Origin of the sequence: Planomonospora sp. ID67723 (genome assembly GCF_015711605.1) — a bacterium.
In the GTDB taxonomy this organism is placed as follows: Bacteria; Actinomycetota; Actinomycetes; order Streptosporangiales; family Streptosporangiaceae; genus Planomonospora_A.
In genome coordinates this window covers 783,495-798,569 of record NZ_JABTEZ010000002.1, presented here as the reverse complement: position 1 = coordinate 798,569, position 15,075 = coordinate 783,495, and the positions used below count along the sequence as shown (strand labels likewise).

General features: G+C 71.6%; 13 protein-coding genes. 11 read left to right on the top strand and 2 right to left on the bottom strand.

The window, feature by feature from the left end:
• Positions 1-22: 22 nt before the first annotated feature.
• The 9 genes from lpdA to HS041_RS16205 all read left to right on the top strand — a co-directional run bounded on the left by lpdA (position 23) and on the right by HS041_RS16205 (position 10,718).
• Positions 23-1,402 carry a dihydrolipoyl dehydrogenase gene (lpdA, locus tag HS041_RS16245; RefSeq protein ID WP_196441514.1) on the top strand — a complete coding sequence of 460 codons (1,380 nt, stop codon included), beginning with the start codon at positions 23-25 and terminating at the stop codon, positions 1,400-1,402.
• A 36-nt stretch (positions 1,403-1,438) separates the two neighbouring features.
• Positions 1,439-2,893: a 2-oxoglutarate dehydrogenase, E2 component, dihydrolipoamide succinyltransferase gene (gene sucB, locus HS041_RS16240; RefSeq protein ID WP_196441513.1), complete on the top strand. Its 1,455-nt coding sequence runs from the start codon at positions 1,439-1,441 to the stop codon at positions 2,891-2,893.
• Between the two features lie 120 nt (positions 2,894-3,013).
• Positions 3,014-3,907, top strand: a complete 894-nt coding sequence (locus HS041_RS16235) for a TIGR01777 family oxidoreductase (protein ID WP_196441512.1) — start codon at positions 3,014-3,016, stop codon at positions 3,905-3,907.
• Positions 3,908-3,945: 38 nt separating this feature from the next.
• Positions 3,946-4,683 (top strand): Type 1 glutamine amidotransferase-like domain-containing protein, encoded by a 738-nt coding sequence (locus tag HS041_RS16230; protein WP_196441511.1) that lies wholly within the window; start codon positions 3,946-3,948, stop codon positions 4,681-4,683.
• Positions 4,684-4,769: 86 nt separating this feature from the next.
• A complete protein-coding gene (gene lipB / locus HS041_RS16225) occupies positions 4,770-5,447 on the top strand; it encodes a lipoyl(octanoyl) transferase LipB (protein ID WP_196441510.1) in 678 nt (225 codons plus the stop codon).
• A 144-nt stretch (positions 5,448-5,591) separates the two neighbouring features.
• Positions 5,592-6,521: a lipoyl synthase gene (lipA, locus tag HS041_RS16220; RefSeq protein WP_196441509.1), complete on the top strand. Its 930-nt coding sequence runs from the start codon at positions 5,592-5,594 to the stop codon at positions 6,519-6,521.
• A gap of 145 nt (positions 6,522-6,666) precedes the next feature.
• The gene (locus tag HS041_RS16215; protein WP_196441508.1) at positions 6,667-9,081 is read left to right on the top strand and encodes a beta-glucosidase family protein; all 2,415 of its coding nucleotides are present in this window, start codon (positions 6,667-6,669) and stop codon (positions 9,079-9,081) included.
• A 153-nt stretch (positions 9,082-9,234) separates the two neighbouring features.
• Positions 9,235-9,912, top strand: a complete 678-nt coding sequence (locus tag HS041_RS16210) for a DUF4191 domain-containing protein (protein WP_196441507.1) — start codon at positions 9,235-9,237, stop codon at positions 9,910-9,912.
• Positions 9,912-10,718 carry a class I SAM-dependent methyltransferase gene (locus HS041_RS16205; RefSeq protein ID WP_196441506.1) on the top strand — a complete coding sequence of 269 codons (807 nt, stop codon included), beginning with the start codon at positions 9,912-9,914 and terminating at the stop codon, positions 10,716-10,718. Before HS041_RS16210 ends, HS041_RS16205 begins: the two co-directional genes overlap by 1 nt.
• A 63-nt stretch (positions 10,719-10,781) precedes the next feature.
• Here HS041_RS16205 and HS041_RS16200 read toward each other — a convergent pair whose 3' ends face one another.
• On the bottom strand, positions 10,782-11,246 hold the full coding sequence (locus HS041_RS16200) for an RDD family protein (protein WP_196441505.1): 465 nt from the start codon (positions 11,244-11,246) through the stop codon (positions 10,782-10,784).
• A 129-nt stretch (positions 11,247-11,375) separates the two neighbouring features.
• On the opposite strand from HS041_RS16200, the gene HS041_RS16195 reads away from it, so the two are divergent.
• Together HS041_RS16195 and glnA are read left to right on the top strand one after the other, a co-directional pair.
• Positions 11,376-12,389: a hypothetical protein gene (locus HS041_RS16195; RefSeq protein WP_196441504.1), complete on the top strand. Its 1,014-nt coding sequence runs from the start codon at positions 11,376-11,378 to the stop codon at positions 12,387-12,389.
• Positions 12,390-12,550: 161 nt separating this feature from the next.
• On the top strand, positions 12,551-13,975 hold the full coding sequence (gene glnA / locus HS041_RS16190; protein WP_196441503.1) for a type I glutamate--ammonia ligase: 1,425 nt from the start codon (positions 12,551-12,553) through the stop codon (positions 13,973-13,975).
• 324 nt (positions 13,976-14,299) lie between these two features.
• Here the strand turns inward: glnA and HS041_RS16185 are convergent, their stop codons facing one another.
• Complete coding sequence (locus HS041_RS16185) at positions 14,300-15,043, bottom strand: MBL fold metallo-hydrolase (protein WP_196441502.1); 744 nt, start codon at positions 15,041-15,043, stop codon at positions 14,300-14,302.
• Between the last annotated feature and the right edge of the window lie 32 nt (positions 15,044-15,075).

The following is a 15,075-nucleotide window of genomic DNA, read 5'->3' as shown; positions in this document are numbered from 1 at the left end:
CGATCCGACAAGGAGCATTCCTGTGGCTGATGGCAGTGGCCCCTACGACGTCGTCGTCCTGGGCGGGGGTAGCGGTGGTTACGCCTGCGCCCTGCGGGCGGCCGAGCTGGGCAAGTCCGTCGCGCTGATCGAGCGGGACAAGATCGGCGGCACGTGCCTGCACCGGGGATGCATCCCCACCAAGGCCCTCCTGCACTCGGCCGAGGTGGCCGACGAGACGCGGGAGAGCGCCACCTACGGCGTCAAGGCCCGCTTCGAGGGCATCGACGTCCCCGCCGTGCACGCGTTCAAGGACAAGATCGTCACGCGCGCCTGGAAGGGTGTGCAGGGCCTGCTCAAGAGCAAGGGCATCACGATCGTCGAGGGCGAGGGCCGCCTGGTGGGCCCGACCCGCATCGCCGTGGGCGACGAGATCTACGAGGGCCGCAACATCGTGCTGGCCACGGGCTCGGCGCCCCGGTCCCTGCCCGGCCTGGAGATCGACGGTCAGCGGATCATCACCAGCGAGCACGCGCTCAAGCTGGACCGCGTGCCCTCCTCGGTGGTCGTCCTCGGCGGCGGCGTCATCGGCGTGGAGTTCGCCAGCGTCTGGCGCTCCTTCGGCGCCGAGGTGACGATCGTCGAGGCCCTGCCGCACCTGCTCCCGCTGGAGGAGGAGTCCAGCTCCAAGCTGCTGGAGCGGGCCTTCCGCCGCCGCGGCATCAAGCAGGAGCTCGGCGTCTTCTTCGAGGGCGTCAAGAGCACCGACACCGGCGTGGTCGTCACCCTCGCCAACGGCAAGACCATCGACGCCGAGCTGCTGCTCGTCGCCGTCGGCCGCGGCGCCGTCTCCGCCGGCATGGGCTTCGAGGAGGCGGGCATCGCGATCGAGCGCGGCACCGTCGTGGTCAACGAGCACTGCCAGACCAGCGTCCCGGGCGTCTACGCGGTCGGCGACCTGATCCCGACCCTGCAGCTCGCCCACGCGGGCTTCGCCGAGGGCATCATGGTGGCCGAGCACATCGCCGGCCTCAACCCGCCCGCGATCGACTACGACGGCGTGCCGCGGATCACCTACTCCGACCCCGAGGTCGCCTCGGTCGGCATCACCTCCGCCCAGGCGCGTGAGAAGGGCTACGAGATCGTCGAGATGACCTACGACCTCGCGGGCAACCCCAAGAGCCAGATCCTGGGCACCCAGGGCGCGGTCAAGGTCATCGCCCAGAAGGACGGCCCGGTGCTCGGCGTGCACATGGTGGGCCGCCGCATCGGCGAGCTCGTCACCGAGGGTCAGCTGATCTACAACTGGGAGGCCCTGCCCTCCGAGGTCGCCCAGCTCATCCACGCGCACCCGACCCAGTCCGAAGCCGTCGGCGAGGCGATGCTCGCCCTGGCCGGCAAGCCGCTGCACGTCCACAACTAGCCGAAGCCCTCACTCGAAAGCGCGAGAGAAGACACCATGCCGAAGTCCGTACAGATGCCCCAGCTCGGCGAGAGCGTCACCGAGGGCACCGTCACCCGCTGGCTGAAGAAGGAGGGCGAGCGCGTCGAGGCCGACGAGCCGCTCCTGGAGGTCTCCACCGACAAGGTGGACACCGAGATCCCGTCGCCCGCGGCCGGCATCCTCACGAAGATCATCGTCGCCGAGGACGAGACCGTCGAGGTCGGCACCGAGCTCGCCCTCATCGACGAGAACGCCACCGAGGGCGCCGCCGCCCCGGCCGAGGAGGCCCCCGCTCCCGCCGCGGCTCCCGCCCCGGCTCCCGAGCCCGCCCCGGCGCCGATCTCCTCGATCCCGCAGCCCGCCCCGCAGGCCCCGGCTCCGCAGGCTCCGGCTCCCGAGCCCGCCCCCGCCGTCCAGACGCCTCCGCCCGCTCCGGCGCCGCAGGTTCAGGCTCCGGCTCCGCAGGCCGCCCCGGCCCCCGCGCCGTCCTCCGGGGAGAGCCCGTACGTCACGCCGCTGGTCCGCAAGCTCGCCAGCGAGCACAACGTGGACCTCGACAGCCTGAACGGCACCGGAGTCGGCGGCCGCATCCGCAAGCAGGACGTGCTGGAGGCCGCGCGCGCCCAGCGCGAGCGGGCCGCCGCACCCGCTCCGGCCGCCGCCGCCCCGCAGGCCGCCGCTCCCGCCCAGGCCCAGGCCCAGGCTCCGGCTGCGGCTCCCGAGCCGGTCGCGGTGGACACCACCCTGCGCGGCCGTACCGAGAAGATGTCGCGCCTGCGCCAGACCATCGCCAAGCGCATGGTCGAGTCCCTGCAGGTCTCGGCCCAGCTCACCACCGTGGTCGAGGTCGACGTCACCAGGATCGCGCGCCTGCGCGACCGGGCGAAGGCCGAGTTCCAGCGGCGCGAGGGCGTCAAGCTCTCGTTCATGCCGTTCTTCGCCCTCGCCACCGTCGAGGCGCTCAAGCAGCACCCGAAGCTGAACGCCACGATCAACAACGAGACCAACGAGGTCACCTACTTCGACACCGAGCACCTGGGCTTCGCCACGGACACCGAGCGCGGCCTGCTCGTCCCGGTGATCAAGGACGCGGGCGACCTCAACATCGCCGGCCTCGCCCGTAAGATCGCCGACCTGGCCGAGCGCACCCGCACCAACAAGGTGAGCCCGGACGAGATCACCGGCGGCACCTTCACGCTGACCAACACCGGCAGCCGCGGCGCGCTGTTCGACACGCCGATCCTCAACCAGCCGCAGGTCGGCATGCTGGGCACCGGCGCGGTCGTCAAGCGCCCGGTCGTCGTGGACACCCCCGAGGGCGAGGTCATCGCCGTCCGCTCGATGGTGTACCTCGCGCTCAGCTACGACCACCGCCTGGTCGACGGCGCCGACGCCGCCCGCTTCCTGACGACGGTCAAGCGCCGTCTGGAGGAGGGCCGCTTCGAGAACCAGCTGGGCCTCAACGCCTAGTCCCCCGTTCTCCCCGGCCGGGCCGGTCCGCCTCGCGGACCGGCCCGGCCCCTTTTCCCGCGCACGGCCGCGGCGTGCCCGCCTCTCCGACGCCGAGGGGGCGGGATTACATTGGGCGTCATGACGGTCATCGTGACGGGTTCCTCCGGTCTGCTCGGCACGGCTCTGGTCGGGGCGCTGCGCGCCGAGGGCTCCCGGGTGGTCCGGCTGGTACGGCGGGCGCCGCAGAGCGGTGACGAGTCGTTCTGGAACCCGGCGAAAGGGCTCCTCGACCCCGCCGCGCTGGAGGGGGCCGAGGCCGTGGTCCACCTCGCCGGGGCGGGCATCGGCGACCGGCGCTGGACCGAGGAGCACAAGCGCGAGGTCCTGCGCAGCCGCGTGGAGGGCACGAGGACCCTCGCCAGCGCGCTGGCCGGCCTGACGGCCAAGCCGGCGGTGCTGCTGTCGGGGTCCGCGATCGGCTACTACGGGGACACCGGCGACCGCGAGGTGGACGAGTCGGGCCCCTCGGGCGAGGGGTTCCTGCCCGAGGTGGTGCGCGCGTGGGAGGCCGAGGCGGAGCCCGCCGCGGCGGCGGGCATCCGGACCGTACGGCTGCGCACCGGGCTGGTGCTGAGCCGCGAGGGCGGCATGCTGCCCCGGATCCTGCCGGTCTTCAAGCTCGGCCTGGGGGCGCCGCTGGGCTCCGGACGGCAGTACTGGTCGTGGATCTCCGTCGAGGACTGGGTGCACGCCGTACGGCACATCCTGAAAAATCAGGAGATCACGGGCCCGGTGAACCTCACCGCGCCGGAGCCCGTCACCAACGCCGGGTTCACCGCGGCTCTGGGCCGGGCGCTCCACCGGCCCACGATGCCGCTGGCCGTCCCCGGACCGGTGCTCCGTGCCGCGATCGGCGGCTTCGCGCAGGAGGGCGTGCTGACCGGACAGCGGGTGATCCCTCGGCGCTTACTCGATACGGGGTACACGTTCCGGCATATCCACCTCAACGAGGCACTGCCCGCCGTACTCTAGGGTCCCTGTTCCCACTGGAGTCACGGGGGAGATCACTTATGAGCAGGTCCGGACAGTCCCACATCCTCGCCATCGGCGGCGGCTCGTTCCGTCCCTCCGCCCGCTACGGGTTCATCGAGGCCAGTGCGCTGCTGCGTTACGGTCTCGACCTGACCGGCCAGGACCGGCCCCGGCTCGGGCTGCTCGCGACCGCGACGGGGGACGACTCCGACTGGCTGCTGAAGATGTACGGGGCCTTCCGTGACTGGGATGTCGAGCTCAGCCATCTGACGGTCTTCCCGATGCCCAACGTCGACGACCCGCGCGAGTGGGTGCTGAGCCAGGACATGATCTACGTCAGCGGCGGCAGCGTGGCCAACCTCGCGGCGCTGTGGCGCCTGCACGGTCTGGACGAGGTGTTCGAGGAGGCGTGGCGCGCGGGCGTGGTCCTGTCCGGGCAGAGCGCGGGCGCGCTCTGCTGGCACGTGGGCGGCAACACCGACTCCTTCGGCCCGGAGCTGCGCCCCTGGTCGGAGGGCCTGGCCCTGCTGCCCTACTCATGCGGTGTGCACTACGACTCCGACCCGCAGCGCCGCGAGCTGCTGCACGCCTCGGTGGGCGCCGGCGAGCTGCCCGACGGCTACGCCGCCGACGAGGGCGTCGCCCTGCACTACGTGGGCACCGACTTCATCCAGGCCGTCACCGTGAACCCGGGAGGCTACGCCTACAAGATCGAGCACGACGGGGCTGACAGCGTCAAGGAGTTCCGCATCGAGCCGCGCCTTCTCACCTCGTGAGCCCGGCGAGGCCGTAGATGCCCCCTCCCGGCCGCCCGCCCTTCTCCGGATCTCGTGGCCTCGGCCCCGTCAACTACGCTTTAGGCGTGAGCGAGCTGGCGATCGTCCGACTTGGCGTCGATGTCCCCTACGAGCAGGCCTGGGAGCTCCAGCGGCGGATCCACGCCCGCCGGGCCGCCGGGGAGATGCGCGACACCTGCCTGATGCTCGAGCACGCGCCGGTCTACACCGCGGGCAAGCGTACGGCCCCGCACGAGCGGCCCGGCGACGGAACCCCGGTCATCGACGTCGACCGGGGCGGCCGGATCACCTGGCACGGTCCCGGGCAGCTCGTCGGCTACCCGATCATCCGGCTGGACGGGCGCATGGAGGTGCCCGGCTACGTCGCGCTCCTGGAGGAGGTCCTCATCCAGGTCTGCGCCGACTTCGGGGTGGCGGTGGGCCGGATCGCGGGGCGCGCGGGCGTCTGGGCGGCCGGCGACCCCTCCCACGGCCTGCCCGACCGGCAGGTCGGCGCGATCGGCATCCGGGTCACGCGAGGCGTCGCCATGCACGGCTACGCGCTCAACTGCGCCAACGACCCGAGCTGGTACAACCGCATCGTCCCCTGCGGGATCGCCGGCGCCGGGGTCTCCTCGCTGTCGGCGGAGACCGGGCGCCGGATCGTGGTCGACGACGTCATGCCGTACGCCGAGAAGCGCCTGGCCGAGGCGCTCGGCGCGCAGGCCTTCGACCTGCCGGAAGAGGACCTCTTCCGGCGCTGAGCCCGGGTGCGGCGCGCTCCCGCCGGGGGCACGCCCCGGATCCACGCCGGTTTCCCGGTGGACGTAAGGTGTATCCGTGAGCGAGCGTAGCGAGCGAGCCGATAAGCACAGCACCGTGGTCATGCGACCGACGAAGGAGGGAGCATGACCGTGGCTCCAGAAGGCCGAAAGCTCCTCCGCCTGGAGGTCCGCAACGCCGAGACCCCCATCGAGAAGAAGCCGGAGTGGATCAAGACCCGGTTCCGGACCGGTCCCAACCACACCGAGCTGCGGGCGCTGGTCAAGCGCGAAGGCCTGCACACCGTCTGCCAGGAAGCCGGATGCCCCAACATCTCGGAATGCTGGGAGGACCGCGAGGCGACCTTCCTCATCGGCGGCGACCAGTGCACCCGGCGCTGCGACTTCTGCCAGATCGACACCGGCAAGCCCAAGGAGTACGACACCGACGAGCCGCGCCGCGTGGCCGAGTCGGTCCGCCAGATGGGCCTCAACTACGCGACCGTGACCGGTGTCGCCCGTGACGACCTGCCCGACGGCGGCGCCTGGCTCTACGCCGAGACCGCCCGGCAGATCCACGCGCTGCTCCCCGGCTGCGGCGTCGAGCTGCTGGTCCCCGACTTCAACGGCGAGCAGGACCAGTTGGAGGAGGTCTTCTCCGCCCGGCCCGAGGTGTTCGCGCACAACATCGAGACCGTGCCGCGGATCTTCAAGCGCATCCGCCCGGGATTCCGCTACGAGAGGTCCCTGGAAGTGATCACCAAGGCCCGCCAGGCCGGCCTGGTGACCAAGTCCAACCTGATCCTGGGCATGGGCGAGGAGCCGGAGGAGGTCCTCGAGGCCATGCGCGACCTGCACGAGGCCGGGTGCGACCTGCTGACCGTCACGCAGTACCTGCGGCCCACGCCCCGCCACCACCCGGTGGAGCGCTGGGTCAAGCCCGAGGAGTTCGTGCAGTTCCAGAAGGACGCCGAGGCCATCGGCTTCGCCGGGGTCATGTCCGGCCCGCTGGTCCGCTCCTCCTACCGGGCCGGACGCCTCTACAAGCAGGCCGTCGAGGCCCGCCAGCACGCCTGACCCGCCCCGCCCGGGCCGTCCCCGGGCTTCCGCCTCCGAGGCCCCGCGTTCGCGCGGGGCCTTTTTCGTGGTTCCCGCATCTCGTTTATAACATTACGGGCATAACACCTACCGAGCACTCGGTTTTCTCGGTGAGACTGTCGGCGTGGACATCGAAGAACTGATCAGGAAGCTCGACCTGAGCGCCAAGGTGCGCCTGCTGACCGGCGCGGACATGTGGTCCCTGCCCGCGCTGCCCGAGATCGGGCTCGACCGGCTGGTGATGAGCGACGGCCCCATCGGCGTCCGAGGCGAGCAGTGGACCTCCGCCGACCCATCGATCGCCCTGCCCAGCCCCACCGCGCTCGCGGCGACCTGGGACGTGGAGCTGGTCCGCCGGGCCGGGCGGCTGCTCGCGCAGGAGGCCCGCCGCAAGGGCGTGCACGTGCTCCTGGCCCCCACCATCAACCTGCACCGCAGCCCGCTGGGCGGCCGCCACTTCGAGTGCTTCTCCGAGGACCCCCACCTCACCGGTGAGATCGGCGCCGCCTACGTCGAGGGAGTGCAGGAGGGCGGCGTCGGCACCACGCCCAAGCACTTCGTGGCCAACGACTTCGAGACCGACCGGTTCACGGTGAACGTGAAGGTCAGCGAGAAAGCGCTCCGCGAGGTCTACCTCGCGCCGTTCGAGCGGGTGGTCCGGGCGGGCGCGTGGGGCGTGATGGCGGCCTACAACTCGGTCAACGGGACCACCATGACCGAGCACCGGACCCTGCAGCGGGACGTGCTGAAGGGCGAGTGGGGATTCGACGGCTTCGTCGTCTCCGACTGGACGGCGACCCGTTCCACGGAGGCGTCGGCCGAGGGCGGCCTCGACGTCGCCATGCCCGGCCCGTCCGGTCCCTGGGGCGAGAAGCTGGAGGCCGCCGTCCGCGAGGGACGCGTCTCCGAGGAGATCGTCGACGACCAGGTCCGCCGCGTTCTCCGCCTCGCCCACCGCGTCGGCGCCCTGCGCTCCGCGGATCCCTCCCCCTCCGCCGGCGCGGCGGACGGCCCCGGCCGGGCCCCGATCGACGGGACGGCCCTGGCCAGGGAGGCGGCCGCCCGCTCGTTCACCCTGCTGCGCAACGAGGGCGGCCTGCTGCCGCTCACCGGGGTGCGGAGCGTGGCCCTGATCGGGTCGGCGGCCGCCGAGGCGAGGATCATGGGCGGCGGCAGCGCCCAGGTCTTCCCCGACCGGGTCGTCTCACCGCTGGAGGGCCTGCGCGCCCGGGCCGGCGTCGAGATCCGCCACGCGCTCGGCACCGACCCCCGCGTACGGCTCGCGCCGCTGACCGGCCGGGTCCGCGCCCTGTTCCTGGACGCCGGAGACGAGATCCTCGCCGAGCATCCGCTGGCCACCACCGAGGCCCGCTGGGTCGGCAGCCTTCCGCCGGACGTGGACGGCGACCGCCTGGCCTCGGTGGAGCTGCGCATCCGCTACACCCCCGCCGTGACCGGCGCGCACGAGCTCTCGGTCGCGGGTGCCGGCGCCTTCACCGTGACGGTCGACGGCGAGACGGTCTTCGACGGGACCGTCAGGCTCCCGGAGGGCAGCGACCCCGTCGCCGCGTTCCTCGCTCCGCCGGAGCAGCGCGTCACGGTCGCCCTCACCGAGGGCGTGCCGGTCGAGCTGAGCGCGCGGCACCCCGCCGGGGCGTTCGGCGGCATGGCCTTCGTGGCGTTCACCCTCGGCCACGCCGACCCCTCCCCCGGGGACGACGCGCTCATCGCCGAGGCCGTGCGGGCCGCCGCGGACGCCGACGTGGCGGTCGTGGTCGCCTCCACCACCCTGGAGGTGGAGAGCGAGGGCTTCGACCGGACGAGCCTGGCCCTGCCCGGCCGCCAGGACGAGCTCATCGCGAAGGTCGCCGAGGCCAACCCGCGCACGGTCGTGGTCGTCAACGCGGGCTCTCCGGTGGAGATGCCGTGGCTGGAGCAGGTCTCCGCTGTCCTGCTGACCTGGTTCCCCGGGCAGGAGGCCGGCAACGCCCTGGCCGACGTGCTGTTCGGCGACGCCGAGCCGGGCGGGCGACTGCCCACCACGTGGCCGCTCCGCGAGACCGACGTGCCCGTCCTGGACGTGACCCCGGTGGACGGCGAGGTCGTCTACGACGAGGGCGTCTTCATCGGCTACCGGGCCTGGGAGCGCGCGGGGCGGGCCCCGGCCTTCTGGTTCGGCCACGGCCTGGGCTACACCACCTGGTCCTACGACACGATCGCGGTGACGGGCCGGACGGTGACCGTGGCGGTGACCAACACCGGCGAGCGGCCGGGACGCGAGATCGTGCAGTTCTATCTCTCGCCCCCGCGGTCCCCCGGGGAGCCGGACGCCGGGCGGCCCGCCCGCCTGCTCGCCGGGTTCGACGTCGTCGACGCCGAACCGGGCCAGACGGTGATCACGACGGTGACGGTTCCCGAACGCGCCTTCCAGGTCTGGACGGCCGGGGGCTGGGCGACCGTCCCGGGTGACTACACGGTCGAGGCCGGCCGCAGCGTCGCCGACCGCCGGCTCGCCGCGGTCGTGCCCGTCCGGGCATGACGGCGGCCTCCCTCGGGGAGGAGCCGAGCCCGCCCCGGGGTGAGGCCGTGTCCCGGGGCGAGGCCGTGTCTTCGCGCCGCCTGCCGCGATCCGGTGCGCGGCGCGAAGGTCACGTTTTCATTTCTTGCCCCCCGGATTTGTATCCTTACCCATATGGCGAAGAAGCCGGAAGACCCGGAGCGCATGGGGCGCATCAAGCAGCTCCGCATGATCGCGCAGATCATCAAGAAGGCCAATCCCAAGGGGATGCCGATCGTCTACGCGGCGGCGCTCGGCACCCTCGTGCTGTTCGTCGTGCTGGGCCTGGTCACCGGCTGGTGGCCGCTGTACATCATCGGCGTCATGATGGCCCTCACCGTCGGACTGGTGGTCTTCGGCCAGCTCGCCCAGAAGGCCCAGTACTCCATGCTGGAGGGCCAGCCCGGCGCCGCCGCCGCGATCCTGCAGGGCATGCGCGGCAACTGGGAGGTCACCCCGGCCGTCGCGGTCAACCGCGACCAGGACATCGTCCACCGCGTGGTCGGCTACCCGGGCATCATCCTCGTCTCCGAGGGGCCGGGCAGCCGGGTGCAGAAGATGCTCGTCGCCGAGAAGAAGCGGGTGCAGCGGGTCGCACTCGACGTGCCGGTCTACGACATCCAGTCCGGTGACGGGGAGGGCCAGATCCCGATCGGCAAGCTCCAGCGGCACCTGATGAAGCTGCCCCGCAACCTGAAGAAGCCCGCGGTCTACGAGATCAACAACCGGCTCAAGGCGCTTCCCCAGACCCTGCCGATGCCCAAGGGCCCGCTTCCCCGCGGCGCGAAGATGCCCCGCCCGAAGATGCGCTGATGACCCTGGAAGGGGTCGGCCGCCAGCGGGTGGACGCCCTCACCACCTCCCGGGCCAACCGCGGCTGGTGGGACGGGGCCGCCGACGAGTACCAGTCGGAGCACGGCGCTTTCCTGCGCGACTCCGGTTTCGTCTGGTGCCCCGAGGGCCTCGACGAGGCCGACGCCCGGCTGCTGGGCGAGGTCGCGGGGCGGGACGTCCTGGAGATCGGCTGCGGTGCGGGCCAGTGCGGACGCTGGCTGACCGGGCGGGGAGCCCGGGTCGCCGCCTTCGACCTGTCCTTCCGCCAGCTCCAGCACTCCCGCCGGATCGACCTCGGCGGCCCGGGCGACGGAGCGCTCCCGGTGGTCCAGGCCGACGCCGAGGCCCTGCCCTTCTCCGACGGCTCGTTCGACCTTGCCTGCTCGGCGTACGGCGCGCTGCCGTTCGTCGCCGACCCGGCGGCCGTGTTCGCCGAGACCCGCCGGGTGCTGCGGCCCGGCGGGCGTTTCGTCTTCTCCGTCAGCCACCCGATCCGCTGGGCCTTCCCCGACGACCCCGGCCCCCGCGGGCTGACCTCCGACCGCTCCTACTTCGACCGCTCGCCGTACGTGGAGACCGGCTCGGACGGGCGGCCGAGCTACGTCGAGCACCACCGCACGATGGCCGACTGGGTCGCGCACATCACGGCCTCGGGGCTGGTCCTGACGGCGCTGACCGAACCGGAGTGGCCGCAGGGCCACGACCGGGTGTGGGGCGGCTGGAGCCCGCTGCGCGGCCGCAACCTGCCCGGCACCGCCATCTTCACCTGCGTGAAGCCCGCCTGAGCCCAGCCCGGCCCCGAAGGCCGGTTCCCGTTGCGCGTGCGCGGGATGGGGTGCGCACGCGTGTCACATGCGCACGACCACGGTGTTCGCCGCCCGGTCGTGCAGGCCCCGCTGGTCGCGGTCCCAGATGAGCGCCGGTACGGCCAGGCACAGCAGCAGGCTGCGCACCAGGACGGGCAGGAACCGGGGGTTGCCCCCGTCGAGGGCGGCGACGCGGATGCCGAGCAGGCGCATGCCGAAGGTCATGCCCATGCTCCCCACCAGCAGGAGGTTCACCACCCCGAAGATCACGAGGGGGGCCCACGCCTGCTGGGCGGGGTCGACCCGGAGGATCCCCTGGGCGATGGCCCAGGTGCAGATGATCCAGTCGATCGCCAGGGCCCCGACCCTGCGGCCGAACCCGGCCACCGCGCCGCTGCCCCGCTCGGGCAGGCCGAGCCGCTCCCCCGGGTATCCGAGGTCGACTCCGGCCGACCGGACACCGCCGAGCCAGGTCTGGGTCCAACGGGGCTGCTGCCTGCTGCTCATGCCCTCAACGGTATCCGCCACAGGGCCCGCCCCCGCACCCGCCCGAGCCGGTTATCGGAATGCGACAAAAGCCGTACATCATATGAAATTCCACCACCGTTCATGACATCCGCCCGGAGCATCCCCCACGTGTCCGATGACCTCGACGAGCGCTTCAACGCGCTCACCGCCCAGATCAGCGCCGAAGAGCGGCGGAGGATGAGCAGGGCCGCCAGGCGGGGGTGGGCGAATCTGCCGTGGGTCCGGCGGCGCCGCAGGCGATGGGTCGCGGCGCTGGTGGGCGTGACGGTGGTCGCGGGGGCGGGAACGCTCCTCGCCCACCGGCCGGACCTCCTCGCGGAGGTGGGCGCCGCGTTCTCCACACCGGTCTCCGAGGCGGGTCCGTCCACCGGGGCGGTCCCCGAGGAGACGACGCCGGTGGACGTGAAACCCGTGGAGGCGTCCCCTTTCGAGGGCTCTCCGGCGATGTACTACGCCGACGGTGTCAAGGGCCTGGTGATGCCGTCACCCGAGGCGACGGGAGGCCTGAGCGAGAAGGACGTCGCCACCGCGCTCAGGCGCACCCGTGACCTGCTCGCCGCCTCCCACCTCGACCGGAAGACCCTGCTGGGCGCCGGTCGACCGGAAGCGTTCCTCAAGCTGCTGCACCCCGAGGAGCGCGCCTGGTTCCTCAGGCACCTCGACCGCCGCAGGCCGGGAGAGAGCGACACGCGGCACTGGGTCGTCGCCTTCGCACCGAAGACCGCCGATTTCACCACAAAAACCATCAAAGTCGACGGCAGGGTGGCCTACGCGCCGTTCCGCAAGGACGGCCGGTCCGGCGTGCGGATCAAGGCGAACTACCTGTTCGTCTACGCCGTCCGCCGCCCGGGGCAGCCGGACACGGCCAGGCGGGTCCTGGCCCGGAGGACGGGCGAGATTCTCGCCTACCGCGCGGGCGGCGAACTGGTCGTGTGGATCGACAGATGGAACCGCCGGACCACCGGTGCCCGGTGCGACGTCGACGACGGGTTCGTCCACCCGTACTATCCGGACTCCGCACCGGACGAAGAGGCCTCCAAAGCCACGGCCGCTCCGACCGATCCCTACGACCACGACCGCAAGCCGGGGAAGGCGGGCTGCGGACTGGCGTCCCGGAGCTGAAAACCTCTGGCAAAAGAAGGGTCGCCGTGGAGGGCGTGGGCCGGTTCCGGGGTTAGCGTGGAGGCGGCGTCCCTTAACACGGGTGAAACAATCGAGACACGGGGCGGTAACGGCACAGGCCTACGTTCGGTCCGATAGCCCGTGCCCCTTGGGAGGTTCGCGTGTTCAACTCCGCCGACGACGTCCTGAAGTTCATCAAGGACGAAGGCGTACAGTTCGTCGATGTCAGGTTCACCGACCTGCCCGGGACGACACACCACTTCACCTTCCCGTCGGAGAACTTCGGAGCGAGCGTCTTCACCGACGGCCTGATGTTCGACGGCTCCTCCATCCGCGGTTTCCAGGCCATCCACGAGTCGGACATGCTGCTGCTGCCCGACCCTTCCACCGCCGTCCTGGATCCCTTCCGCGCCCACAAGACGCTCAACCTCAACTTCTTCGTGCACGACCCGCTGACGGGCGAGGCCTACAGCCGCGACCCGCGCAACGTCGCCCGCAAGGCCGAGGAGTACCTCCGGGGCACCGGCATCGCCGACACCGTCTACTTCGGCCCCGAGGCCGAGTTCTACATCTTCGACGACGTGCGGTTCGAGACCAGCGCGCACACGAGCTACTACCACATCGACTCCATCGAGGGCGCCTGGAACACCGGCAAGGCCCAGGAGGGCGGCAACCTCGGCTACAAGCCGCGCTTCAAGGGCGGCTACTTCCCGGTGCCGCCGATGGACCACTTCACCGACCTGCGCTCGGAGATGGTCCGCCGTCTCATCGACGCGGGCATCGACGTGGAGATGCAGCACCACGAGGTGGGCACCGCCGGCCAGGCCGAGATCGACTTCCGGTTCAACACGCTGCTCAAGGCCGCCGACACCCTGATGCTGTACAAGTACATCGTCAAGAGCACGGCCCTGGAGTACGGCCACACGGTCACCTTCATGCCCAAGCCGATCTTCGGCGACAACGGCTCCGGCATGCACTGCCACCAGTCGCTGTGGAAGGACGGCGAGCCGCTCTTCTACGACGAGGTCGGCTACGCGGGCCTGTCCGACACCGCCCGCTACTACATCGGCGGTCTGCTCAAGCACGCCCCGTCGCTGCTGGCCTTCACCAACCCGACGGTCAACTCCTACCACCGCCTGGTCCCCGGCTACGAGGCCCCGGTCAACCTGGTCTACTCCCAGCGCAACCGCTCGGCCTGCATCCGCATCCCGATCACGGGCTCCAACCCGAAGGCCAAGCGCATCGAGTTCCGCGTGCCGGACCCCTCCTGCAACCCGTACTTCGCCTTCGCCGCCCAGCTGATGGCCGGCATCGACGGCATCCGCAACAAGATCGAGCCGGTCGAGCCGGTCGACAAGGACCTCTACGAGCTCCCGCCGGAGGAGGCCCGCAACATCCCGCAGGTCCCCGGCTCGCTGTCGGAGGTGCTGGCCGCCCTGGAGGCCGACCACGAGTACCTGCTGGAGGGCGGCGTCTTCACGCCCGACCTGATCGAGACCTGGATCTCCTACAAGCGGGAGAACGAGGTCGACCCGATCCGCCTGCGCCCGCACCCGCACGAGTTCGAGCTCTACTACGACGTCTGACCGGTTCCGGCGCTCACATGCCGTGGGCGGCCCGGACGGCCTCGGCGCCCGCACCTGAGGCGATCAGGAGCGACGCGGGGATGATGCACGTCGTGGAACCGGAAGCCCGTGACAGGGTCGTGCGCCTTGTCACGGGCTTTCCGCATCATGCGTTCGAGCTTTCACGCACCGGCTTGTGCACCGTTGCCACCGGTCAGTTGCCACCGGTCAGCAGCGTCACCGCGGTGGCCGGCCCGGGAACGACGGCACCAGGCAGCGGCTCGTCGTCCACCGCGTTGTGCGTACCGGACGGCACATCGAGCGCCGTGCCGTCCGCCTCAGCCCTCAGCCCAGATCGACGTGCAGGCCGCCGCGGGCGACTTCGATCTCTCCGGAGAAGCCCCGCCGGGCGGCTTCCTCGATCGTCTCCGGGTCTGTCCCGGGCCACAGGTGGGTGAGCAGCAGCTTCCCGACGCCGGCTTCGGCGGCGTTCTCACCCGCCTGCCGGGCGCTCGACAGGTACCGGGCGGAATGCTCGGGTACGCGCTCGGCGTACGTGGCCTCGGCGAGGAAGACGTCGGCGTCGCGGGCCAGGGCGGTCAGGTCGGGGCTGGGTCCGGTGTCTCCGGTGTAGGACAGCACCCGTCCGTCGGCGGACAGCCGCAGACCGGCGTTCGGCACCCAGTGCGGGAGCAGCCAGGTGTCCACCCGGAAGGGGCCGACCTCGAACCGGCCGCCGGCGGTGAACTCGTGCACCCGGTAGGCGTCGCGAAGGGACCCCGGCCCGTCGAGGGCGAGGATCGCGGTGAGGGCGCCGGGCAGTGAGTACACCGGCAGCGCGGGAGGCGGGTCACCGGCGAGTGCCCGGGCGCGCAGCAGCGGATGCAGGTCGGCGCAGTGATCCGGATGACCGTGGCTGACCAGCACCGCATCGATCTCGTCCGCGGCCGTCAGCTCCAGCAACCGGGGCAGGGTGGCGTAGCCCGGATCCACCAGGACGCGGAACCCGTCCTGCTCCACCAGGTAGCCGCTGCATGCCTGTCCGGCTGCGGGCCATGCGCCGCAGCCGCCCAAGACGGTGATCCGCATGTTGTTCACTCTACGGCCGGACGCCCCGGGCG

Bases quoted from the DNA above. Each gene is read 5' to 3' on its own strand.
- sucB (WP_196441513.1), top strand. From the start codon at position 1,439: ATGCCGAAGTCCGTACAGATGCCCCAGCTCGGCGAGAGCGTCACCGAG.
- HS041_RS16235 (WP_196441512.1), top strand. From the start codon at position 3,014: ATGACGGTCATCGTGACGGGTTCCTCCGGTCTGCTCGGCACGGCTCTG.
- HS041_RS16230 (WP_196441511.1), top strand. From the start codon at position 3,946: ATGAGCAGGTCCGGACAGTCCCACATCCTCGCCATCGGCGGCGGCTCG.
- lipA (WP_196441509.1), top strand. From the start codon at position 5,592: ATGACCGTGGCTCCAGAAGGCCGAAAGCTCCTCCGCCTGGAGGTCCGC.
- HS041_RS16210 (WP_196441507.1), top strand. From the start codon at position 9,235: ATGGCGAAGAAGCCGGAAGACCCGGAGCGCATGGGGCGCATCAAGCAG.
- HS041_RS16205 (WP_196441506.1), top strand. From the start codon at position 9,912: ATGACCCTGGAAGGGGTCGGCCGCCAGCGGGTGGACGCCCTCACCACC.
- HS041_RS16200 (WP_196441505.1), bottom strand. From the start codon at position 11,246: ATGAGCAGCAGGCAGCAGCCCCGTTGGACCCAGACCTGGCTCGGCGGT.
- HS041_RS16185 (WP_196441502.1), bottom strand. From the start codon at position 15,043: ATGCGGATCACCGTCTTGGGCGGCTGCGGCGCATGGCCCGCAGCCGGA.